Below are 24,444 nucleotides of genomic sequence, written 5' to 3'. Positions count from 1 at the left end.
TTCACTCACTGCAACGGAAACGTCTCATATGAGCGATATTCTCGACCGCCTCGACGAGGTCCTGGAAAGCCGCCGCCAGGCCGCACCGGAGGACTCCTATGTGGCCAGCTTGCATCACAAGGGCCTGAACAAGATACTCGAGAAAGTCGGCGAGGAAGCCACCGAGACGCTGCTGGCGGCCAAGGACGCCGAGCAGGGTGACGAGGCGGCACGCCAGGCACTGGTCTGTGAAACCACCGACCTGTGGTTTCACAGCCTGGTGATGCTGTCGCACCTGGGACTGAGCCATCGCGAGGTTCTCGACGAATTGTCGCGCCGCTTCGGCCTCTCCGGCCACGATGAGAAAGCCGCGCGCACCCCATAAGTCTTCGACGCCGGGCCCCGGCGCCACAACCTGAGGAACACCCTATGTTAGGCGGTATCAGCATCTGGCAACTCCTGATCGTCCTCGGCATCATCATCCTGATCTTCGGCACCAAGAAGCTGCGCAACGTCGGCGGCGACCTGGGCGGCGCCGTCAAGGGCTTCAAGAAGGCGATGAACGACGAAGACAAGAGCGAGGACGGCGACAAGCCCCAGGCTCAGGTCCGCCACGACGACGAGGGCGAAACCTACGACGTGCGCGCCGAGCGCAAGACCGAGGAACAGGAAGAGCGCAAGTAAGCCGCCATGTTCGACATCGGCTTTCTCGAACTCCTGATCATCGGCGTGGTGGGCCTGCTGGTGCTGGGCCCCGAGCGCCTGCCCAAGGCTGCCCGCACCGCAGGGCTGTGGATCGGCCGCATCAAGCGTACCGTCTCCGGCATGCAGCGCGAGATCAACGCCCAGCTCGAGGCAGAGGAACTGCGCCAGAAGCTCGCCGAGCAGCAGAAGAAGCTGGATGAGGGCTTCGACAGAGTCAAGCGGAACGTCGAAGACTCGGTCGACCCCTCCTCCGCCGACCGCGCGACGCCGGATCGCAAGGCGTCGGAGCAGGCGAACGACGACCGGCAGCAGCACGGCTCGCCCGAGCGGCGCCTCGACGACGCCCTGGGCCGCGCTCGCCGGCAGGTCGATGACGCCGATTCCGACACCCACGAGGATGCCCCTCCCCGATGAGCCAATCCGACGACTCCCGGGGCCCCGAACAGGCCCAGGCCCCGCTGATCGAACACCTGGTCGAACTGCGTTCGCGGCTGCTGCGGGCGGTGATCGCCATCCTGGTGATCTTCCTTGGCCTCTACGCCTTCGCCAACGATATCTACGCCTTCGTCGCCCAACCGCTGATGGCGCTGCTGCCGGAAGGCTCGCGGATGATCGCCACCGAGGTGGCCTCGCCGTTCCTGGCGCCCTTCAAGCTGACCCTGGTGGTGGCGGTGTTCATCGCCGTGCCCTATGTGCTGCACCAGGCCTGGGCCTTCATCGCACCCGGGCTCTACGACAACGAGAAGGCGCTGGCACTGCCGCTGCTGGCCTCCAGCGTGGCGCTGTTCTATGCCGGAGCCGCCTTCGCCTACTATGTGGTCTTTCCGTTGCTGTTCAAGTTCTTCACCCAGACCGGGCCGGAGGACGTGGCGGTGATGACCGACATCAACCAGTACCTCAACTTCGTTCTCAAGCTGTTCTTCGCTTTCGGCGTGGCCTTCGAGATTCCCATCGCCACTTTCCTGCTGATTCTGACCAGGGCGACCACGGTGGAAAGCCTGTCGAAGAAGCGCCCCTACGTGGTGCTGGGCTGTTTCGTGGTGGGCATGCTGATGACCCCCCCGGACGTGGTCTCGCAGAGCCTGCTGGCAGTGCCCATGTACCTGCTCTACGAAGTCGGCCTGCTGTTCGGGCGGCTAGTGCGCCACAAGCGCGAGAAGGATGCGGCCGACAGCGAGGCGTAAGCTCGAAGCTCGAAGCTCGAAGCTCGAAGCTCGAAGCTCGAAGCTCGAAGCTCGAAGCTCGAAGCTCGAAGCTCGAAGCCAAGCTGAACCAAAACGCCTCCCTGGCAAAGCCAGGGAGGCGTTCTTCTTCCCGCTTCAAGCTTCCAGGCGCGAAGCGCCGCTCTTCCAGCTACTGACCCGGCGCAGCCGGGTCAGAGATCCATCATCTCATCGATGCGATCCACCAGCTTGAAGATGCCGGTGGCCGCTTCGCCGATGCGCGTGGCCAGCATGTAGGCTGGAGTGGTGACTACGCGATTCTCGAAGTCGACGACGATATCCTCCACGCTGCAGCTGCGGTGCAGGCCGCCCATGCTGCTGATCGCGCCGGCCACACCCGGATCGTGGCCTATGGTCACGGCGATGCCCGGGCCCAGCAGACGCGGCACCATCACCGGCGCGATGCACATCAGGCCGATCGGCTTGCGCTCTTCGCGGAACTCGGCCATGACCTCGATCAGGCCGTCATGAATCACCATGTCGGCGCCGGCCTCGGCGAAGTTGGAGAGGGTCTTGGCGGCTCCGAAGCCCCCCGGCAGGATCACGGCGTCGAAGTCGCCGGCGTCCAGCTCATCAAGCGGGGAGATCTCGCCGCGCGCCAGGCGCGCCGACTCGGTCAGCACGTTGCGCCGCTCCTCGCGGGCCGCCTCGCCGCTGCGGTGATCGACCACGTCGTGCTGGTCGATGTCGGGGGCGAAACAGCGATAGCCGATGCCCAACTGGTCCAGGCGCAGCAGGGTCAGGGTGGTCTCGTAGATCTCCGAGCCATCCTGCACTCCGCATCCCGACAGAATGACTGCCACCTGCTTGCTCATATGCGTCTCCTCGTGCGCCTCCTGCCGCCGACCGGCAGGGCCGATAAACATGAAGCCATCACTTTAGAGAGTCGACGGTGGTGCGACAAGGCGCGTCTTTCGGCGCCGGTTCACCCTGATATACTCGAACGATTGTCATCGTTTCGTCATCTACGCTCGCCAGACTAGGTTCTGGCGGCCCCGGTCACCGTTTCGGAGAGAGATGTCTTGAGCTTAACGACCGCACGCCAATATCCCGCCACCCGCATGCGCCGCATGCGGCGTGACGACTTTTCGCGTCGCCTGATGCGCGAGCACACGCTGACCGCCGACGACCTGATCTGGCCGGTGTTCGTGCTCGAAGGCGAGGACCGGCGCGAGGCGGTGCCCTCCATGCCGGGCGTCGAGCGTCTGTCACTCGACCTGTTGATCGAGGAAGCCCGCGAGGCCCGCGATCTTGGCATCCCGTTACTGGCCCTGTTTCCGGTGGTGGACCCGGCGCTGAAGAGCGAGCTGGCCGAGGAGGCATTCAGTGCCAACGGGCTGATTCAGCGCAGCGTGCGCGCCCTCAAGGAGGCCGTGCCCGAGCTCGGCATCATGACCGACGTCGCGCTGGACCCCTACACCAGTCACGGCCAGGACGGCATCCTCGACGACCTGGGCTACGTGCAGAACGACCGCACCGTGGAAACCCTGCTCAAGCAGGCGCTCTCCCACGCCGAGGCCGGGGCCGACATCGTCGCGCCTTCGGACATGATGGACGGCCGCATCGGTGCCATCCGTCAGGTGCTGGAACAGGAACAGCTACACAACACCCGGATCATGGCCTACAGCGCCAAGTATGCCTCGAGCTACTACGGCCCGTTCCGGGATGCCGTCGGTTCTGCGACGAACCTCGGCCGCGCCGACAAGTCCACCTATCAGATGGATCCGGCCAACGGCGAAGAGGCGCTGCACGAGGTGGCCCTGGACCTGGCAGAGGGCGCCGACATGGTGATGGTCAAGCCGGGCATGCCCTACCTGGACGTGGTACGGCGCGTCAAGGACGAGCTCCGAGTGCCGACCTTCGCCTACCAGGTGAGCGGTGAATACGCCATGCACATGGCCGCCTTCGACAACGGCTGGCTGGATGCCGACGCGGTGATGCTGGAATCGCTGATGTGCTTCAAACGCGCCGGCGCCGACGGCGTGCTGACCTATTTTGCCAAGCGAGCGGCCCGGCTGCTCGCCGAGTAACCGCCGGACGGGGTACCCCTTCCGGCCGACGACAGGGTACACCCATGGACGAATCGCGCAGCCCCAACACCCCCGTCACCGTGGAATCGCTTCCCGGTGGCGAGGCAGCCACCGAGACGCCGATCCCGCGCCTCAACCAGACTCGTACCGGCATCAAGCCCAAGTCGCTGCCGGATCCCGAGGCCGATCTCGGCGATCCGGGCCTGTATTTCAATCGCGAGCTATCGCACCTGCAGTTCAACGTGCGAGTCCTCGAGCAGGCCCTGGACGAGGCGCACCCGCTGCTGAACCGGCTGATGTTCCTGCTGATCTTCTCGTCGAACATGGATGAGTTCTTCGAGATCCGCGTGGCCGGCCTCAAGAACCAGGTGATGATCGGCGACGCCACCTCGGGGGCCGACGGCCGCTCCCCGCGCTCGGTGCTGGCCGAGATTTCACAGATCGCCCACGAACAGGTGGAACGCCAGTACCGCATTCTCAACGAGGCACTGATCCCAGCGCTCGAAGCTCAGGGCCTGCGTTTCCGGCGCCGCGGCGACTGGACCGAGGCCCAGCGGGACTGGGTGCGCGACTACTTCGAGACCGAGATCATGCCGGTGATCAGTCCCATCGGCCTCGATCCGTCGCACCCCTTCCCGAGGCTGGTCAACAAGAGCCTCAACTTCATCGTCGAGCTGGAGGGCAAGGACGCCTTCGGCCGCGAAGGCGGTCTGGCGATCCTGCCGGCGCCGCGCTCGTTGCCAAGGGTCATCGGTCTGCCCGAGGAACTCTGCGAGTCGGGCTTCGCCGAGTATGTCTTCCTGTCGTCGATGATCCACGCCCACGCCGAGGAAGTGTTCCCCGGCATGAAGGTGCGCGGCTGCTACCAGTTCCGCCTGACGCGCAACGCCGACCTCTCGGTGGACCCGGAAGACGTCTCCGACCTGGCCTCGGCGCTACGCGGCGAACTGCTCTCGCGCCGCTATGGCAGCGGCGTTCGCCTGGAAGTGGCCGACAACTGCCCCGACGACCTGGCCGAATTCCTGATCAAGCAGTTCCAACTCGAGGCCTCCGACCTCTACCGGGTCAACGGCCCGGTGAACCTGACGCGCATGATGTCGGTGCTGGGCGATGTGGAACGCCCCGAGCTGTGCTATCGCGCCTTCACCCCAGGCCTGCCCAAGGCCCTGCGCAAGCGCGACAGCGTGCTGCAGGCCATGGCCGAGGGCGATGTCCTGCTCCACCACCCCTTCCACTCCTTCTCGCCCGTGGAAGAGCTGCTGCGCGAGGCAGCCCGCGATCCGGACGTGCTGGCCATCAAGCAGACGCTCTACCGCACCGGGGCCGACTCGCCGATCGTCAACGCGCTGGTGGAAGCCGCCGGCAACGGCAAGGAAGTCACGGTAGTGATCGAGCTGCGGGCACGCTTCGACGAGGCCGACAACCTGGCCCTGGCCTCGCGCCTGCAGGAAGCCGGTGCCATCGTCATCTACGGGGTGATGGCCTACAAGACCCACGCCAAGATGATGCACATCGTGCGCCGCGAGAAAGGCCAGCTGCGCCATTACGCTCACCTGGGCACCGGCAACTATCACTCCAAGACCGCCAAGCTGTATACCGACTACAGCCTGCTGACCGCCGACCCCGTGCTGTGCGCCGACGTGCACAAGGTCTTTCAGCAGCTCTCCGGCATGGGCCGTGCGCGCAAGATCGAGAAACTGCTGCACGCTCCCTTCACCCTTCACGAGCGGCTGGTGGCGATGATCGACCGCGAGGCCGAGCATGCCCGCAAGGGCAAGCGAGCCCACCTGGTCATCAAGTGCAACTCGCTCACCGAGCCCAAGCTGATCCAGGCGCTGTACCGAGCCTCCCAGGCCGGCGTCGAGTGCGACCTGATCATCCGCGGCATGTGCTGCCTGCGCCCCGGCCTGCCCGGCATCTCCGAGACCATCCGGGTGCGCTCGATCATCGGTCGCTTCCTGGAACACACCCGAGTGTTCCACTTCCACAACGACGGCAAGTCCGAGACCTGGGGCTCGAGCGCGGACTTCATGGCCCGCAACATGTTCCACCGGGTCGAAACCTGCTTCCCGCTGCTCGACAAGAAACTGGCAGCCCAGGTCCGCAAGGATCTGGAAACCTATCTGGTGGACAACTGCCAGAGCTGGCAGCTGCGGCCCGACGGCACCTACGTCAAGCAGTCGCCCGGCGAGGCCGCACCGATCAGTGCCCAGGAGACTTTGCTCTACGCCTACGCGGCGCGCGCCTGAACTCGGCCGTGCGAACGACCGGCCCCACCGAGATATCCCCTCTCGGTGGGGCGTCGTGATGCGACATGGTCCGTCGATACTCGTCTCACGCCATCGTCAGAAGGCAGAGAAAGAGGGCATCGACATGCCCGACCTTTCCTTATGACGAAAAAAACCGCGGAAACCTGACGCCTCGTCACGTTTCCACGGCCATGGTCCAGACCGCTAGATGCTATCCAGTTTCGCTGACTTCGATATCGACACGCCTGTTGGGCTGCAAACATGCTTTCAGCCCCGGCGTCGCGCGCGTCCCTTCACAGCGCGTCACCGGCTGGCGTTCGCCAAAGCCCCGGCTTCGAATCGATGACGGGGCAATCCCGTTGCTGACCAGGGCGGATCGCACCGTGGCGGCACGGCGCTCGGACAGCGCCTGGTTATAGTCACCGCTACCCAGGCGATCGGTATGCCCGAGCACCATCACCTCGGGAGCCGTGAAGTCGCTGCGAATACGATTCGCGAGGACGTTCACCTGCTGCCGCCCCCGCGGCGACAGCCGGGCACTATCGAACTCGAACAGCGTATCGCCCGACAGGGTCAAACGCGTCGGCTCGGTGCTGCTGCGTGGCTCGAGCAGGGCGGCACATTCCCCATCCCGCCAGCGCAGGCTGTCGGCCAGCATATCGTCGTCGAACGTCACCTGATACTGGCAGGTCATGTAACTCCCATCGCCCGCGGGCAGATGGAAGACATAGTTCCACTCATGCACCCCGAACAGCCCCTCGGAGAAATGCGGACGCCCGATCAAGTCATAGGTCTGATCCTTGGAGAGCCCCTGCTGCATATTGCGCAGGTTTTCGACGTTGGCGTAGGTGCCATCGACCCATGCCTCCTCCGGATCAGGAAAGGTCGCCGTCTCATCGGCCACCCGGGGCGGAGCTTCCGCACCTCCCTCGCCACTGGTGGCACAACCCTGCAGCCCTAGGGCCGTCATCCCGACGACCCCGAACGCCAGTACTGCCCTGTAATAGCTTGGATGTTCCATGTTCATCCCCTAGTCGTTTACCAGTGGAAACCCACACCGACACCGGCCCCGAAATTGCTCTGCGAATCGCCGGTGGCATTGAGCTTCACCGCCCAACGACCGTTATCCGAGAGGCGAGATACCCCGACGGAAACCGCCGATTCGCCGCTGTAGGTGCCCGCACCGACCGCCACCATGCTTTTACCGGGCAGATAGGCCTGAGGCACGGAAGCCGCCGCGATCGCACTCGCGGTGCCCGCATTGGCCTGGTCCTCGACATCCTCGATGCGATGGCTGAGGCTGCCGATCTGCTGGTTGAACTGCCGGTTCAGCTCCTGCAGCTGCCCCACGTTGGCCGCATCCGTCGGCAGTTCACCTGCCGCCACGTTGTGGATCTGCGTCGGTGTACCTTCCTGACCCAACGTGACCGAGCCATAGTTCACACTGCCGTCATCGTTGCGGTCATAGCCCACTGAGCCGGCCTGCACCGCCTCCAACTGACGGACGTTGACCGCATCCGTGGCTTCGGTACCGCCGGCCACGTTCGTGATCTGACGCTCGCCGCCTTCGCTGCCGACGGAGACCGCCCCCTGGGTCGACGCCACGGATTCTCCGGAGAAGGCCTCCTCGGCACCGTTCATGCCCTCACGGGTCGCCTGCGAGCCGGCCCCCAGGGCCACCCCACCGTCGCTTTCGGCCACCGCGCCATCACCGGCTGCCACGCTGTGGTCACCCTGAGCCACGCTGTTCGGCCCCATGGCGACGCTTTCGGCGCCTTCCGCCCGGGCCGCTGCCGCCTCGGAGTTGGCCCTGAAGTACTTGCTGCCTCCCTCGTTGATGGTAGTGAGCTGTTCCTGCATCTCCCACAGCTGGCTACCGTTGACGGCATCGCTGCTGTCCTCGGAGACATCGCCGTCCGCCACGTTGGAAATGGTGGTACCACCCTCACCCGCGAGGGTAATCGAGTCGTAGTTGACGTTGCCGTCTTCGGTGTCGTACTTCACGGCGCGGTCGTCCAGCTCGGCAAGATCATTGCCGATACTGGAGACATCACCCTCGACGTTGGACACCCGGTCGCCCAGTTGGGTGACATCACCCTCCACGTTGGTGACACGGCCGTCGAGATTGTCGATGTCACCCTCGACATTGGTCACACGGTCTTCGACGTCTCCTACGGCCTGGTTGACGTCTCCCACCGCCTGGTTGGTGGCGTAAAGCTGACTGCCGTTGATGGCATCCGTGCTGTCCGCCGTCACGCGCCCCGCGGCCACATGGGTGATCGTACGTTCGGCGCCGGCGGAACCGACACTGAAGGTGCCGATTGGCGAGACCCCGGCGAAGGCATAGGTCTGCCCGCCGATCGTGATATCGGCCGTGCCGACCGCCGCCTCGGTCGTCGCTCCCGAGCCCATCGCCACGCTATCGGCTTCGCTGGCCATGGCGCCTGCGCCCATGGCGATGCTGCCCTCTGCCGTGGCCGAGGCATCCACGCCGGCGGCGATGGCGTTCACCCCCGTCGCGCCGTCGTTGTCGTGGTTACCGCCCTCGGTGCCAGCGTCGTTGACGCTGTAATAGTGCACCTGGCCGGCCTCGACTTCCTGGCCCAAGGCATCAATGGCGCTGTTGGTTGCATACAGCTGGCTGCCGTTGATGGCATCGGTACTTGTCTCGCTGACGCGCCCTGCCGCCACATTGGTAGCCGTACGCTCGGCGTCCACATCACCCAGCGACACGGTGCCCTCTGGATCGGTACCGGCCACCAGATAGGTCTCGCCGTTGATGACCACCTCGGTGGTCCCTTCGACCGGCGCCGTCGCGCTGTTGGCGCCCAGCGCCACGCTGTCGGCATCCCCGGCCGTAGCGCCGGCCCCCAGGGCCATGGCACCGTCCGCCGAGGCAGAAGCATCCACGCCGGCAGCGATGGCATTCACGCCCGTCGCCCCGTCGTTGTCGTAGTTGCCCCCCTGGGTCCCGCCGTCGTTGACGCTGTAGTAGTGGGCGCGGTTCTGGTTGAAGTAGTCGAGATTGACCGCATCGCCGCCGCTCGTCGGTGCACCGACATTGGTGATGCTGTCACCGCCCATGTCGATACCATCGCCATCGATCGTCGGGCCATCGGTGACGGTCAGGCTGCTCCCGATCGTCACATCCTCTGCCAGATCGAAGGACACCGTCTCCTGAGGACCGTCAGTGGCGTTCTTGCTGATCACCAGATTGCCGTCGGCGTTGCTCAGGTCCAGCGCATCGCCTGGAGCGACGTTGGTGGTGTCGGCCCCCTGTGCGCTCAGATCCCAGCCGGCGCTGGCCACGTCGCTGACGACCTGCAGCTGTTCCTCGGTAGCTGCGCGGCCCTCGGTAGCGAAGCTCGGATCGCTCAGATCGGTGTTGGACAGGCCAGTGATGGTATCGGTCGTGCCATCCACGCTGATGTTTCCACTGGACACGCCGATGGCGGTCAGCGACGTGGTGTTCGTGCCGTCGGTCACCGTGGTACCGGTAGCGGTGGTGCTGGTCACGTTGCCGCCGCCATCATCCACGACCAGCCCGCTGTTGCTCAGGGTGCTGTTGCCAGTAGAGACGCTGGTGACATCGAGATCGTCGGCCAGATCAAAGGTCACCGTTTCCTGTGCCCCATCAGTGGCATTCTTGGCGATCACCAGGTTGCCGTCGGTATTGGACAGATCCACGCTGTCGCCCGGCGCCACATTGGTGGTATCGGCACCTTGGGCGCTGAGATCCCACCCTTGGCTGGCCGACTCCACCGCCTGGTTAGTGGCATAGAGCTGGCTGCCGTTGACCGCATCGGTACTCGTCTCCGAGAGACGCCCTGCCGCCACATTGGTGAGGGTGCGCTCGTTGCCCACATCCCCGATGCTCACCGTGCTCTGCGGCGCGATACCCGCGAAGCCGTAGTCGATACCGGCGATGGTCGTCCCTGAGGTGGCCACCGGTTCGGCGGTGGCCGAGTTACTGCCCAGCGCCACGCTCTGGTCGTGGCTGACCGTCGCCCCGGCCCCCAGCGCGATGCCCTGCTCGGCCTCGGACAGGGCTGAAGTACCCAACGCCATGCCGTCGGCCAGCATCACGTGGGCGCCATCGCCGATCGCGGTCCCCCCAGGGGCGATCTGGTCAACGATGGCCCCGTTGCCCATGCCAATGCCATTGTCGCCGTCGACCACCGTCGTCGGGCCCACGGCAATGCTGTCCTGCCCGACCGCAGCGGAATCCGGCTGAACCGAGTTGGCATGGAAATACTGGGTACCGGTGACGGTGACCGAGCCGATAGCCCCCTGCAGCTGACGAACCGTCACCGCATCTTGCGCCAGGATACCGTCCGCCACATTGGTGATCTGACGATAGGAGTCACTATCCCCTACGGAAATGGCTCCCAACAGCTCCTTGTCGGTGGTGTTGTAGGTGACGGTGGCACTGCCAGCCGGAATGGCACCGGAAGACGGCGCCAGGTTGCGATTGGCGATCGAGCCGCTACCCAGTGCCACGCTGCCGTCGATCGAGGCCTCGGCATCTACGCCGGTGGCAATGGCATTGATCCCGGTGGCGCCATCATTGTTGTAGTTGCCGCCGATCACACCATCGTCGTTGACGCTGTAGTAGTGGGCGCGGTTCTCATCGAAGTAACCGAGATTGATGGCATCGCCACCGTTCACCGGCGCGGCGACGTTGCTGATGGTCTGGCCGCCAGCGTCGATGCCGCCGCTGCTGGTCACGCTGGGACCACCTGCCACGATCAGGCCGTCATCGGTCACGGTGGTGACGTTGCCGCTGCCGTCGTCGACCGCCAGCCCGCCGTCGTCCAGGGTGCTGTTGCCGGTGGTGACGCTGCCGTCGGTGCCCAGGTCGACGTTCTCGGCCAGCTGGATGGTCAGCGTGTCGGTGCCGTCGCCCACCACCCCGATGTTGCCGCTGGTCAGCACGCCCGAGGCGCCGCCGGTGACGTTGAGGGTCTCGCCGAGCTGGCGCTCGACATTGGTGCCGCTGTCGCCGGCGAAGGTCAGCGGCGTGGTGGCCAGATCAGTGATCTGGCCCACGGTTGCCGCGTCATCGCTTGCCACGCCATCGGCGACGTTGCTGATGGTCTGGCCGCCGGCGTCGATGCCGCCGCTGCTGGTCACGCTGGGACCACCCGCCACGGTCAGGCCGTCATCGGTCACGGTGGTGACGTTGCCGCTGCCGTCGTCCACCGCCAGCCCGCTGTCGTCCAGGGTGCTGTTGCCGGTGGTGACGCTGCCGTCGGTTCCCAGGTCGACGTTCTCGGCCAGCTGGATGGCCAGCGTGTCGGTGCCGTCGCCCACCACCCCGATGTTGCCGCTGGTCAGCGCGCCCGAGGCACCGCCGGTGACGTTGAGGGTCTCGCCGAGCTGGCGCTCGACATTGGTGCCGCTGTCGCCGGCGAAGGTCAGCGGCGTGGTGGCCAGGTCAGTGATCTGGCCCACGGTTGCCGCGTCATCGCTTGCCACGCCATCGGCGACGTTGCTGATGGTCTGGCCGCCAGCGTCGATGCCGCCGCTGCTGGTCACGCTGGGACCACCTGCCACGATCAGGCCGTCATCGGTCACGGTGGTGACGTTGCCGCTGCCGTCGTCGACCGCCAGCCCGCCGTCGTCCAGGGTGCTGTTGCCGGTGGTGACGCTGTCCAGGTCGAGGTCGCGGTTGAGGGTGATCTCGACCGCGCCGGCGTCATCGACACCGGTCTGGGCCACGTCGATATTGGCATCACCGCTGAAGGTGACGTCGCCGTCAGGCCCGATGTTGGCAGCGCTGGTGCCGTCGGTGACGTTCCAGCCAGCATTGGCGGCGGTATTCGCGGCCGCGATGGCGTCGTCCACCGTGTCTTCACCGGTGCCACCGATATCGCTGGTGGTCACGGTGCCGTCTGGATTGACGACCGCATTGCCGCCGATCACGGTGTTCACCGAGTCGGCCACGTCGAACAGCTGGCTACCATTGACGGCGTCGGTGCTGCCGGCCCCGACAGTCCCCGCCCCCAGGTTGGTGATGGTGTCGCCACCCATGTCGATGCCGGTGTTGTCGATCGTGGTGTTGCCGATCGTCACGCTGTCGGACAGATCGAAGGTCACCGTTTCCTGGGCGCCGTCGGCGGCGTTCTTGGTGATCGAAAGGTTGCCGTCGCTGTTGGTCAGGTCCACCGCGTCGCCCGGCGCCACGTTGGTACCGTCGGCGCCCTGGGCGGTGAGATCCCAGCCCTGGCCGGCGGTGGCCGCCGCGTCTTCCACCGCCTGGTTGGTGGCGAACAGCTGGCTGCCGTTGATGGCGTCGGTGCTGCTGGCCGAGATGCGGCCGGCCGCCACGTTGGTGAGGGTGCGCTCATTGCCGACGTCGCCCACGCTCACCGTGCCGGTCGGCGTGCCGCCGGCGAAGCTGTAGTTGGTGCCGGCCAGGGTGATATCCGTGGTGCCCACCGCCACGTCGGTCACCGAGTCGGTGCCCAGCGCCACGCTGTCGGCGTTGCCCGCCGTGGCGCCGAAGCCCAGGGCAACGGCACCATCCGCGGTGGCAGCGGCATCGACCCCGGACGCCACGGCATTCACGCCGGTCGCTCCGTCGTTGTCGTAGTTGCCGCCTATCACACCATCATCGTTGACGCTGTAGTAGTGCGTCGCGATGCCCTTGAGCTGCGAGACGTTCACCGCATCGGTATCGGCACTGCCCGCCGCGACGCCGGTAATCTGGCGTTCGCCCGGCTCCGTCAGTTGGTTGCCGCCCTCGTCGAAGACCGCGACCTGGCCGATGGCCAGCTCACCCTTGGAGGTCTGCAGCGCATCCAGGCCGTACGCCACATAGTCGTCCTGTGGCCCTCTCACCGTCTGGGAAGCGCCGCCCAGGGCGATGCTCTGTTCATGCATTGCCGTGGAACGTGCACCGATCGCCATGCTCCCGAAAGCCTGGGCGTCGGCATTCGAGCCGAACGCCGAAGAGCCCTGCCCGGATGCAATGCTGTAATTGCCGATGGCCGTGCTGCGCAGCCCGCTGGCCTCGGCCTCGGTCCCCACCGACAGGGCGTCTTCCGCGGAGGCCAGGGCCTCAAGCCCGATCGCCGCAGAGCGCAGCCCCGAAGCCGTCGCGACCTGGCCGACCGCCATGGCCCCGTCGCCCGAGGCGACGGAGGTATTGCCGGCCGCGAAAGCACCGAAACCGGAAGCATCCGAGCTGTTTCCCAACGCCATGGCGTGCTGCGAGGTCGCCGAGGCGTTCGACCCCAGAGCCAGGGTATCGAGGGCACCGCTGGTGGCGTTGTTGCCCACCGCGAAGGCCCCGTCACCGCTCACCATGTTGTCGTTGCCCAGGGCCACGGCACCGTTGCCGGTGGCCTGGTTATTGACCCCCATGGTGATGGCGCCATTGCCGGTCGCGGTGTTGGTGTCACCGATCGCCAGGGCACCGTCACCTTCGGAGGTGTTGTTGTTACCCACGGCCACCGCCCCGGTGCCCTCGGCATAGTTGTCCTTGCCCAGGGCCAGGGCGCCGTCGCCGATCGCGGTGCTCGGGTCACCGATCGATACCGCGCCATCGCCCGTGGCAGTGTTGCCATAACCGATGGAAATCGCCTGGCCACCATTGGCGGTGGCATCACGCCCGATGGCCACGGCCCCGCCCGATTCGGCGCTGGCATACTGGCCAATGGCCACGCTGTCCACGCCGGTGGCGCTGGTGTTGTAGCCGAGCGCCACGGCGCGCTCGGCGCCAGCCCCGGTAGAGGCCGCCACACCGGCGGCCAGGGAATCCACTCCCGACGCACCATCGTTGTCGTAGTTGTCCTGCTGGGTGCCGCCATCGTTGACGCTGTAGTAGTGGGCGCGGTTCTCGTCGAAGTAGCCGAGATTGATGGCATCGCCACCGTTCACCGGCGCGCCAACGTTGGTGATGGCCTGCCCACCGGCGTCGATACCGCCGCTGTTGGTCACGCTGGGACCGCCCGCCACGGTCAGGCCATCATCGGTCACGGTGGTGACGTTGCCGCTGCCGTCGTCCACCGCCAGCCCGCTGTCGTCCAGCACGCTGTTGCCGGTGGTGACGCTGCCGTTGGTACCCAGGTCGATGTTCTCGGCCAGTTGGATGGCCAGCGTATCGGTGCCGTCGCCCACCACCCCGATGTTGCCGCTGGTCAGCGTGCCCGAGGCGCCGCCGGTGACGTTGAGGGTCTCGCCGAGCTGGCGATCCACGTCGGTGCCGCTGTCGCCGGCGAAGGTCAGCGGCGTGCTGGCCTTCTGATCGACCGCCGCCAGCTGCGAGACGTTCACCGCATCGGTATCCGCCGAGCCGGCGGCCACGTTGGTGATACGACGCTCGCTGCCGGCATCGCCTACCGACACTTCGCTGGTGGCCGTCGGCGCCGTAACGGCAATCGGGTTGCCTGCCGCATCCAGGGGCTGGAAGGCCGCATCGGCCAGCGTGCTGCCATCGGCAACGGAGCCAGAACCTAACGCGACATTCTTGGTGCCCTGCGCGGAAGCACCATTACCAATGGCAACTGCTTCTACACCACCATCAAATAAGTCAGTTGAGGCCTGAGCGCCTGCACCAATAGCAATTGATGTATTACCGCCTGCCAGAGCACCAGCCCCGAGCGCCACCTGATCTCTACCAATACTCCCTGTGCGCGCACCGTCACCTACAGCGACAGAGGAGTTGCCGTCAGATACAGCATTAGTACCCGCTGCCAGTGCGTTGATGCCTGTCGCACCGTCATTGTCGTAATTGCTCTGGACGGTGCCGCCGTCGTTGACGCTGTAGTAGTGCGTCTCGGTGGCGGCCTGCACCGCTTGCAGCTGGTTGAGATTGACGGCATCGGTACCTGCCGTGCCATCGGCCACGTTGGAGATGGTCTGGCCCCCGGCGTCGATGCCGCCGCTGTTGGTCACGCTGGGACCACCCACCACGGTCAGGCCGTCATCGGTCACGGTGGTGACGTTGCCGCTGCCGTCGTCCACCGCCAATCCGCTGTCGTCCAGGGTGCTGTTACCGGTGGTGACGCTGTCCAGGTCGAGGTCGCGGTTGAGGGTAATCTCGACCGCGCCGGCGTCATCGACGCCGGTCTGAGCCACGTCGATATTGGCATCACCGCTGAAGGTGACGTCGCCGTCGGGCCCGATGTTGGCAGCGCTGGTGCCGTCGGTGACGTTCCAGCCGGCATTGGCGGCGGTATTCGCGGCCGCGATGGCGTCGTCCACCGTGTCTTCACCGGTGCCACCGATATCGCTGGTGGTCACGGTGCCGTCTGGATTGACGACCGCATTGCCGCCGATCACGGTGTTCACCGAGTCGGCCACGTCGAACAGCTGGCTGCCATTGACGGCGTCGGTGCTGCCGGCCCCGACAGTCCCCGCCCCCAGATTGGTGATGGTGTCGCCGCCCATGTCGATGCCGGTGTTGTCGATCGTGGTGTTGCCGATCGTCACGCTATCGGACAGGTCAAAGGTCACCGTCTCCTGGGCGCCCTCGGTGGCGTTCTTGGTGATCACCAGGTTGCCGTCGGCGTTGGTCAGATCCACCGCGTCGCCCGGGGCGACGTTGGTGGTGTCAGCGCCCTGGGCGGTGAGATCCCAGCCCAGGTTGGCGGTCGTTGCCGCATCCTCCACGGCCTGATTGGTGGCGAACAGCTGGCTGCCGTTGATCGCATCGGTGCTGCTGGCCGTGATCCGCCCCGCCGCTACATTGGTAAGGGTGCGTTCGTTGCCCACGCCCCCTACGCTCACCGTACCAGTCGGCGTACCACCGGCGAAGGTGTAGTTGATCCCGTCGAGGGTGATATTCGTCGTGCCCACCGGCGCAGCGGTCACCGAATTAAGCCCCAGCGCCACACTGCCAGCGTGATCTGCCGATGCCCCGTTGCCCATGGCGATGCCGTTATTGGCACTGACATAGGCATCCGTACCGATGGCGATACCGTCCAGCAGTCCCACATCTGTGGCTGCGCCACTGCCCAGCGCAATATTGCGCTGACCGCTAGCCGCGGCACCCGTACCGATCGCCAAGTCGTCTGTTCCGAACGAGGAAGCGTTGCTGCCGATAGCGATCTGGTTATTGCCGAACACATTGTTGGAGGCGCCATCCCCCATGGCAATGGAGGATGCTCCTTGAGAGGTGGTGCCGGTGCCTATGGCGATGCCATCGCTTTGCTGTACATCAGCACCAAAGCCCATGGCGACACTGCCATTTCCAGCGGCCGTGGCATCTACTCCGGCAGCGATGGCATTCACACCGGTAGCACCATCATTGTCGTAGTTTCCGCCCTGAACACCGTTGTCATTAACGCTGTAGTAGTGTGTTCCGCTGGCCTTGAGCTGAGCGACGTTGACCGCATCGCTATCCGACGTGCCCGCGGCCACGCCGGTGATCTGGCGCGTCACGTCGTTCGCCGCGTCGCCCACGCTCACCGCGCTCGCGGTGCTTTGCCACGTCGCCGACGTGTCGGTCGAGGGGGCACCCGTTACCGGATCATAGCCCGCGACACCCGCTGCCGTGCTGGCGACCGAGGCACTGCCAATCGCGACGCCACCATCGACGGTCACATCCGCGCCGTTGCCCATTACGAAGGCATCGGCCACATCAATGTCATTACCGTTACCCACAATGCGACTGCCGGTAGCCGTCGCAGCCAGGATATTGTCATTACCGAAGGTGCCAGCTTCGTCGGCATCAATGGTGTTGTCGTTACCCAGCGAATAGGAGCCTGTGCCGGTGATGGTGGTTGGATCGCCGATGGCACCAGAGCTGTCACCACTGACCACATTGCCAGTACCGATGCTGATCGATTGGCTGCCTGTGGCTTTCGCGTCATGCCCCATGGCGATGGCGTTTGTGGCTGCTTCTGTGCCAGAGCCCATTGCCACCGCATCACGCCCACTGGCTACAGCCTCGGAGCCAATCGCCACGCCCGATACGGCGCCTTCAAGCACCTTAGCGGTACTACCGATGGCCGTTCCAAGACTGGCATTAATTGCTACGTCTGCGCCCTGCCCGATGGCCACTGAGCGATTCGAATTGACCGTGGCGTTGCTACCGACTGCCGTGGAAGAGGAGGCACCATTCGCCACTGTCGAACCCTGCCCGACGGCCACGGAGGTCGACGCATTAACCGTGGCGCCGCGACCAACAGCCGTGGAAGAAGTGGCACCATCCGCCACTGTCGCGCTGTTGCCGATGGCGGTTGAGCTACTTGCATTGTCGCCGACCTTCGCATTGGGGCCGATAGCTGCGGCATAGCTTGACCCCACCCCTGTACTTGCATTGGAGCCTAAGGCAATGGCACCAAACTGGTTGGCCTTAGCTTGACGACCAATAGCGACGGCCGAGTTGACGCTTGCAACACTGGCACCCGTCGCCATTGCACCTTCACCAATGGCAATGGATGCACCGCCAAGCGCCTGCGCTCCCGTTCCGATGGCCACGTTGTCCGTTTGGCTTCCTGTCGCGCCAGCAATGGCGCTCGTCTCAGACTGGTGACCAACAGCAATATCCCGCGTCTCACTTGCCGTGGCAGTATTACCAATGGCCACGGCGGATGACCCTGCAGCGCTGGCACTTACGCCTGCCGCCAGGGCATTCGTACCGGTCGCACCGTCATTATTAAAGTTTGATCCAGCGCCGGTCACAGTCGAGTTGACGCTGTAGTAGTTCGTTCCGCCACCACCGAGAGACAGGTCCTCGAGCGCCTGATTGGTGGCGAACAGCTGGCTGCCATTGATAGCGTCGGTGCTAGTCGCCGACACTCGACCCGCCGCCACGTTGGTGATCTGGCGCTCGCTGCCGGAGCGGCCGACACTGACCACCCCGATCGGCGCACCGCCGGCGAAAGTGTAGCTGGTACCGTTGATCGTGCCGCTCGGCGTGGCATTCGCCACCGCGGTGATGGCATCTACCCCTAGCGCCGTACTATTGGAATGGCTGGCTCTGGCGCCCTGGCCGATGGCGATACCACCCTGGGTATTGGCAACCGTCTCTGCGCCGATCGCGATGGTGTCTTGCTGAGAAGCGTTAGCCCCCGAGGCCGCGTTGCCGCCGATGGCAATCGCCCCGTCGCCTGCGGCACTGGACTCACGCCCCAGCGAGACCGAGTTGTCGCCGAAGGCCTGGGTCGCGGGGCCGATGGCTAGAGCGTAGTCACCCATGGCCCGTGTGCCGGTCGAGAATGGCAGGCCGCCGATGGCCACCGAGTTTTCGCCGTTGGCCGTGGCATAATCGCCGATCGCGATCTGCGCGCCTGCACCATCGGCATTGGCGTGGGCACCGATCGCCGTGGGCGAGGCTTGGGAGGTATTGACGGCAGAGGCGTCGAACCCGATCGCCACCCCTTCGCTGTGGATCTGCACGCCGCCCACGACCGCGCCACCGACCGTGGCGCCCGAACCGATCGCCACCCCCTGATCGGGAAACTGGCTGTTCGGGCCAGTCGTCAAACCCACGGAAGCATTGTTGCCAATGGCCACGGAGTTGGTGCCCATGGCGGTCGCGGCATTGCCCATCGCCACCGAACTCGTGCCGGCGGCCCGAGCATCGTGGCCCACGGCCGTGGCATTGCTCCGGACCGCACTCGCGTTCACGCCGGCGGCCATGGCATTGGCAGCCGTCGCGCCATCATTGTCGTAGTTGCCGTCCAGCGTGCCACCATCGACGCTGTAGAAATGAACGCGGTTATCCTCGATCGCCTGGTTGGTGGCGAACAACTGGCTGCCATTGATGGCATCGGTGCTGGTCGCCGATACGCGCCCCGCTGCCACATTGGTGAGAGTGCGCTCGTTGCCGCTAGTCCCCACGCTCACCGTGCCGATCGGCGATTCGCCCTCGAAGTCGTAGGTTATACCAGCGATGGTCGTATCGGCGGTGCCGACCACGGCGGCGGTATTCGCATTGGAGCCCAGCGCCACGCTGTCGGCGACATCGGCCGTGGCGCCATCACCCAAGGCGACGGCACCGGCCTGCGAGGCCGTGCTATCGCCCAGTGCGACGCTATCGTCGGCGGAGGCCGTAGCGCTATACCCATAAGCCGAGGCCCGATCACCCGACGCATCGCTAAAGGCTCCCACAGCGCCAGCATGAGTACCCGACGCATCGGCCTGAAGGCCCATCGCCATGCCATAGTCTCCGCTGACGCTGCTGTCAGCCCCTAGCGCGATGCCGTACTGGTTCAGCGTCTCGGCGCGGAAGCCCATGGCAATGCTGGTATTCCCCGTAGCGTTCGAACCAAGCCCAATCGCGATGGCGGAATTCCCGGCAGAGGAGGCAGCCGCTTCGAGGGCTGACCCACCACCAATGGCAATGGATTGGGCATTCGTGGCACTGGCACCAGCACCAACCGCCACCGTAGAGTTCGCCGAGGACGTCGTCCCGCTCCCCAGCGCCACGCTATCGTTACCTCCAGCGGCCGCTGTGTCGCCGAGGGCAATGGCACCGTCTTGCAACGCGCTGCTGGTGGAACCCATCGCAATGGCGCCCTGGCCATCGGCGATGTTCTGGTAGCCGATACTGACCGCGCCCTGAGCCGCCGTACCTGGCGTGCCCACCGCTTGGCCACCACCGCCCGCCATATTGGTATTACCGAGCGCCACAGTACCATTACCGGTGGCCGTGTTATCCATACCCTGCGCAATGGCACCATCGCCGGTTGCCGTATTGGGATCGCCGATGGCCACGGCACCGTTGCCCGACGCGACGTTTTCCGACCCGATCGAGACCGATTTGCCGCCGGTGGCGATGGCGGCATTACCGATGGCTACAGCATCATCCGTATCGGCCGTTGCCCCTGTGCCCATGGCGATGGACGAGATACCGGAGGCGGTGGCAGAATCGCCAAAAGCCAAGGTGGACGCCGCTGACGCAGTGCTACCCTGTCCGAACGCCAGGGAAGTATCACCGCTGGCGGTGGTGTCCGAGCCGACGGCGATGCCCTCATCTACCGACGCTGTGGTATTGCGACCAAGCGCAATCGTGCCGACCGCCGATGCCTCGGCACTGTTGCCGACCGCGATTGATCCGCCACCCGTCGCCAGAGCCGGTGCCGCATCTGTCGTCCCGATGCCGATCGACCGGTTACCGGTGGCCTGGGCACCCATGCCCAAGGCCGTGGCCGCCAACTGGGTACCGGCGCCTCCAGAGCCCGCAACAGCCCCGAACCCCACGGCCACCCCGCCATAGGATTCCGCCAGCCCACCCACGGCCACGCCTCCCGCCATGGTGCCCGCTCCGGTAGTGACAGACTCGGCCGAGGCCCCAGTCCCCATGGCAATGGCCGAGATACCAGAGGCCGTGGCGGAATCACCAATCGCGTAGGATGATTCGCTCGAAGCCACCGCTCCCGCGCCCAGGGCAAGTGAGCGAAGGTCGCTGGCTACCGAGCGGGTGCCAATCGCAATGGCCCCCGGCCCATCGGCAATGGCTCCACTCCCCGCCGCATTACCACCGCCAAGCGCAACCGAGTAATTCCCCAAAGCCTGTGCGTACTCTGCTCCAGCAAAAGAGCCTGCTCCCGCCGCCTCGGATTCAAGACCAATCGCAACAGCGCCATTGCCAGAAGACGTGCTATTCCGCCCGATAGCGGTCGCACTTTCTTCTGAGCTGACGGCGTTAGCGCCAAGTGCAAGGGCAAATGTGTCACATGCCGAAGCACCTGAGCCAATGGCGGTGCGTCCGGCATCGCCTGTGCAATCATCGCCTCCACCTGCTTCATAAGCTTGGACCGGCGTGAGCGCTCCGACGCCAGCGACCAGGCCGAGTGCCATCAAGGCACGCCGCACCAGCCCATCCCGAGACTTGGTACGACGCTTGGCCAGTTCGGACGTCACCACGGACTGCCCGCGAGACACACTCCAGACGATGCAATAGATGGTATTCATACTGTTCCCTCAGATTTGCGACGAGACGCGCCTGATGCTCGAGCGACGCGATACGCCCGGTCAGCCCTACGTCTCGCAAGGCACACGTCTTGGACGCCCTTATTTATCGCTGCCATATCTGCCAGAGACGAGCAGCTCCCCGTGAAGGCAAGCGTTCCGCTACTGATATCACTTGCGCTTCACTACCCCCTATTACATGCATTTTTAATATTATTTAAAAAACGCTTTTCGGCGCTGCGCACTCACCGATGAGTACCGAGTCATAAAAACCAGAGCCCCGAGGATTTCGCTCCGCTCCTCAAGAGAAAAAAGCACCTTTGCTGAAGCCCATGAAACCGAATAGCACAGGCAAATTTTCTTGAAACACGAGCCAACAGGTGGGTAATCGAGATTGACATGATCACAACCCCATCCCTGATCGACGTTCTTAAGATATCTCGCCCATGAAACGCCTCCACCCGCTTGTCGGCACCAGAGTGATCGCTCATCGTTATTCATCGCCTCCTATGATCTTGCCGATCTACTCCACGCTCGATACTGACAATCACCCGTGCAATACACCTGCCGTCAAGACAATACCTAGCCTGTAACACCACGCACTGGCAAGGATAAAAAATTTCACAATTTTCGACCTAGCCACGCTGCAGGCCACGGCTCCCGTGACATCCAGCCTTCCAACATTACAAAAATTGACGCATTCTCCTACATGAAAAATAGCTAATTTCCTACAATCGGCCGTCGTGACCTCAACCCTTCCTCCAAGATGTCAACCCTTAAGAATGAAAGAATATGAAATTAAAATCAAAGTAGCAGCACCTTGTTCATACTTTCAAGTGACAGATTATCTATCAGATGGACGCCAGCAACTTGTTCATGAAATCAAGGTGAAAAGCAGCGAAAAGGAGGGATAAATGGACCGATATCACCTCTATCAAGGTCATGAATTTTTCGTCAACTCGCCATGTAACGATTCATTCAATGAGGAATAGCACTAGGATGCCGAACACGATGGCTCGGGCATCTCTTACGTCAAAGAGCCAACTGCGAATAAAAATGACAAGACCGCTCCCTCGGAAGAGCTCCGAAGAAACGGTCTTGAGGATGGAGACACGGCACCGAGGGCGCAGGGTGCCGCGGGTAGATCAGATGGCGACCGGGCCGCCGTCGACCTTCTGGATCACCACGGTGGCGGCCCGTGGGCGAACGCTGCCCTGAGCGGCGATGGTGGCATCCTCGGCGGCGGGCCAGTTGCCGGGATGCTGGATATTGATGAACAGGGCCGTGCGGTCCGGGGTGGCGAAGATCCCGGTCACCTCGCAGCCGTTCGGGCCCACGGCGAAGCGACGGAGCTGGCTCTGGTTGCCAGCACCAATCACCGCGGCCTCGCCGTCGCCGGAGGCAACGCTCTGAGGCACCACCGCCAGCAGCTGGTCGTTGGTGTGCTCGGCTACCCCCGCGTAGCCATTATCGGTCTGGATCCACAGGATGCCCTGCCCGTCGCCGCGGTCGTCATACCACAGGCCGTCAGGGCTGGCGAACTGGTTGCGTTCGGTCAGCCCGGAGAGGTTGCCGGCATCGTCGGCAGCGGCCCCGAATACGAACACCTCCCAGGAGAAGGCGGCGCCCTCGCCCTCGCGCCAGCGAATGACCTGGCCGGCCTCATTGTCGGCCCGCGGGTTCGGCGCATTGGTCGGCGCGGTGGCATAGCCCACGCCGCGCTGTTCGATACCCGAGCCGTCGTGGGTGAAGGTTGCCGCGGTGCCGTCTTCGGTGCGCTGGGAGTTGTTGGTCAGGGTCATGTAGACGTCGCCGGAGGCCGGGTCGACGGTGCCCCACTCGGGGCGATCCATCGGCGTGGCCCCCAGCAGGTCGGCGGCGTCGCAGGTGTGGATGATCACCCCGGCCCGATCGTTGGCGGCCAGACCCAGCGCCTTGGCCAGGGTGCGGCCGTCGGCGATAACGGCATCCGGAGTCAGCGGCAGCCATTCGCCGCGCCCGTCGGCGTCGAAGCGCGCCACGTAGAGCGTACCCTGGTCCATGTACTTGGCACCCAGGGCCAGGCGATCGTATTCCTGCCCGGGGCGGTTGGCGTCGGCCGGATCCCAGCGGGCATCGGAGACGAACTTGTAGATGTACTCGTTGCGCGAGTCGTGGCCGGAGTAGAACACCACCGGCTCGCCGGCGACCAGCTTGCCCGGCCAGCAGCCCTCGTGGCGGAAGCGCCCTAGAGCGGTGCGCTTGACCGCTCGCGCGCCGCTGTAGGGATCGATCTCGACGATGTAGCCGAAGGTTCGCGGCTCGTTACGATAGTCGTCACCGGCCGTGTCGCCGCGCGGCGTGGCGTCGAAGCGGGAGAACTCGTCGTCGGCCTCGCCGTCTGCGGCAGCGGTCTCCCAGCCATAGCGACCGCGCTCCTCGGGGATGCCAAGGCGATCGTCGTCGGCCTGACGATCGGCGCGCTTGATGAAGTAGCCCGGCCAGTTCTCCTCGCAGGTCAGGTAGGTCCCCCAGGGCGTGAAGCCGTTGGCACAGTTGTTGTTGGTGCCGCGGGTACGGGTGCCGTCCGGCGAGAACCGCGTCCTGACGTATTCACTGCCGGCCACCGGGCCGCCCAGCGCCATCTCGGTGGCACTGGTGATGCGGCGGTTGTAGGGTGAGTCGGTCACGTGGGACCAGCGGCCCTGCTCGTCCTTGCGGACTTCCACCACGGTCACACCATGGGCATTGATCTCGGTGCGGGCCTCGTCGGCCGGGCGTGCGCCCTCGCTCGCATTGGTGGCGCCACCGCGGGCGGCCCACAGCGCAGCCTGATCGATGTACTCGTTATTCATCGCCAGCAGGAAGCGACGCGAGGCGTTCGCCTCGTCCAGGGCAAAGGCATGCATGCCATCATGATGCATGCCGACGCTGTTGGCCTGCCCCTCCGGAGTGGGGTCCAGGTCCTCGCGCCAGGCCGGCGCCTTGTCGTTGAGCGGGGTGCCCCAGGGCAGCAACACCTGGGCCCGATAGCCTTCGGGCACCACGATGGCATCGCTACGCGAACCGGCGATGGATTCGAACGCCAGCGCCAGAGGTGTCCTGGCGACACCGGCCGTCTCGGCATTGGCCAGGCGACTGCCGACGAGCCCGAAGCCGCCCAGCATGGTCATGGCGGCCATGCCGAGCCCGCCCTGCATGACGCGCCGACGAGAGACGTGGTGCTCGAGCACCGAAGAGAAGGGTTCGTTCGTGCTGCGATTGAGAATCCGCGGGTCTTCGATTTCCTTGCTCATGATCTTCCTCACTAGTGACAGAGCTATGGTGATTTCTGGTGTACGGGAGGAGGTAGGAAGGGTGGCGTATCCTATTGATTGATCACGACCAAGATCTCAATCAACACGAGCGGAT

The 24,444-nt window shown here is 64.8% G+C and carries 10 protein-coding genes and 1 pseudogene; 6 read left to right on the top strand and 5 right to left on the bottom strand.

The features are described 5' to 3' along the window. Nucleotides 1-28: 28 nt before the first annotated feature. The 4 genes from FHR96_RS13990 to tatC are packed head-to-tail and all read left to right on the top strand — an operon-like array spanning nucleotide 29 to nucleotide 1,868. Complete coding sequence (locus FHR96_RS13990; protein WP_183388311.1) at nucleotides 29-364, top strand: phosphoribosyl-ATP diphosphatase; 336 nt, start codon at nucleotides 29-31, stop codon at nucleotides 362-364. A gap of 44 nt (nucleotides 365-408) precedes the next feature. Then, the gene (tatA, locus tag FHR96_RS13985; RefSeq protein WP_183388310.1) at nucleotides 409-663 is read left to right on the top strand and encodes a Sec-independent protein translocase subunit TatA; all 255 of its coding nucleotides are present in this window, start codon (nucleotides 409-411) and stop codon (nucleotides 661-663) included. Nucleotides 664-669: 6 nt separating this feature from the next. Next, nucleotides 670-1,098, top strand: coding sequence for a Sec-independent protein translocase protein TatB (tatB, locus tag FHR96_RS13980; protein WP_183388309.1), 429 nt, complete (start codon nucleotides 670-672; stop codon nucleotides 1,096-1,098). Continuing rightward, complete coding sequence (tatC, locus tag FHR96_RS13975) at nucleotides 1,095-1,868, top strand: twin-arginine translocase subunit TatC (RefSeq protein WP_183388308.1); 774 nt, start codon at nucleotides 1,095-1,097, stop codon at nucleotides 1,866-1,868. The genes tatB and tatC overlap by 4 nt, the downstream gene beginning before the upstream one ends. Nucleotides 1,869-2,059: 191 nt before the next feature. Here tatC and elbB read toward each other — a convergent pair whose 3' ends face one another. Continuing rightward, nucleotides 2,060-2,722 carry an isoprenoid biosynthesis glyoxalase ElbB gene (gene elbB, locus FHR96_RS13970; RefSeq protein WP_183388307.1) on the bottom strand — a complete coding sequence of 221 codons (663 nt, stop codon included), beginning with the start codon at nucleotides 2,720-2,722 and terminating at the stop codon, nucleotides 2,060-2,062. A 207-nt stretch (nucleotides 2,723-2,929) separates the two neighbouring features. On the opposite strand from elbB, the gene hemB reads away from it, so the two are divergent. Next, nucleotides 2,930-3,937 carry a porphobilinogen synthase gene (gene hemB, locus FHR96_RS13965; protein ID WP_183388306.1) on the top strand — a complete coding sequence of 336 codons (1,008 nt, stop codon included), beginning with the start codon at nucleotides 2,930-2,932 and terminating at the stop codon, nucleotides 3,935-3,937. A gap of 44 nt (nucleotides 3,938-3,981) precedes the next feature. Then, entirely contained in the window at nucleotides 3,982-6,186 is a 2,205-nt protein-coding gene (gene ppk1, locus FHR96_RS13960) for a polyphosphate kinase 1 (protein WP_183388305.1), read from the top strand. Between the two features lie 211 nt (nucleotides 6,187-6,397). Here the strand turns inward: ppk1 and FHR96_RS13955 are convergent, their stop codons facing one another. The 4 genes and pseudogenes from FHR96_RS13955 to FHR96_RS13945 form a co-directional block, all read right to left on the bottom strand. Continuing rightward, nucleotides 6,398-7,207, bottom strand: coding sequence for an OmpA family protein (locus tag FHR96_RS13955; protein WP_183388304.1), 810 nt, complete (start codon nucleotides 7,205-7,207; stop codon nucleotides 6,398-6,400). 17 nt (nucleotides 7,208-7,224) lie between these two features. Next, the gene (locus FHR96_RS13950; protein WP_246392961.1) at nucleotides 7,225-20,397 is read right to left on the bottom strand and encodes a YadA-like family protein; all 13,173 of its coding nucleotides are present in this window, start codon (nucleotides 20,395-20,397) and stop codon (nucleotides 7,225-7,227) included. Between the two features lie 45 nt (nucleotides 20,398-20,442). Continuing rightward, nucleotides 20,443-21,057: pseudogene (locus FHR96_RS22755) on the bottom strand (ESPR-type extended signal peptide-containing protein); the annotation flags it as partial. Between the two features lie 1,142 nt (nucleotides 21,058-22,199). Beyond that, the gene (locus tag FHR96_RS13945) at nucleotides 22,200-24,329 is read right to left on the bottom strand and encodes a PhoX family protein (RefSeq protein ID WP_183388302.1); all 2,130 of its coding nucleotides are present in this window, start codon (nucleotides 24,327-24,329) and stop codon (nucleotides 22,200-22,202) included. Nucleotides 24,330-24,444: the final 115 nt, after the last annotated feature.

Source organism: Halomonas organivorans, from assembly GCF_014192055.1.
GTDB classification, from domain to species: Bacteria; Pseudomonadota; Gammaproteobacteria; order Pseudomonadales; family Halomonadaceae; genus Halomonas; species Halomonas organivorans.
This window is presented reverse-complemented; position numbering and strand designations above follow the sequence as displayed.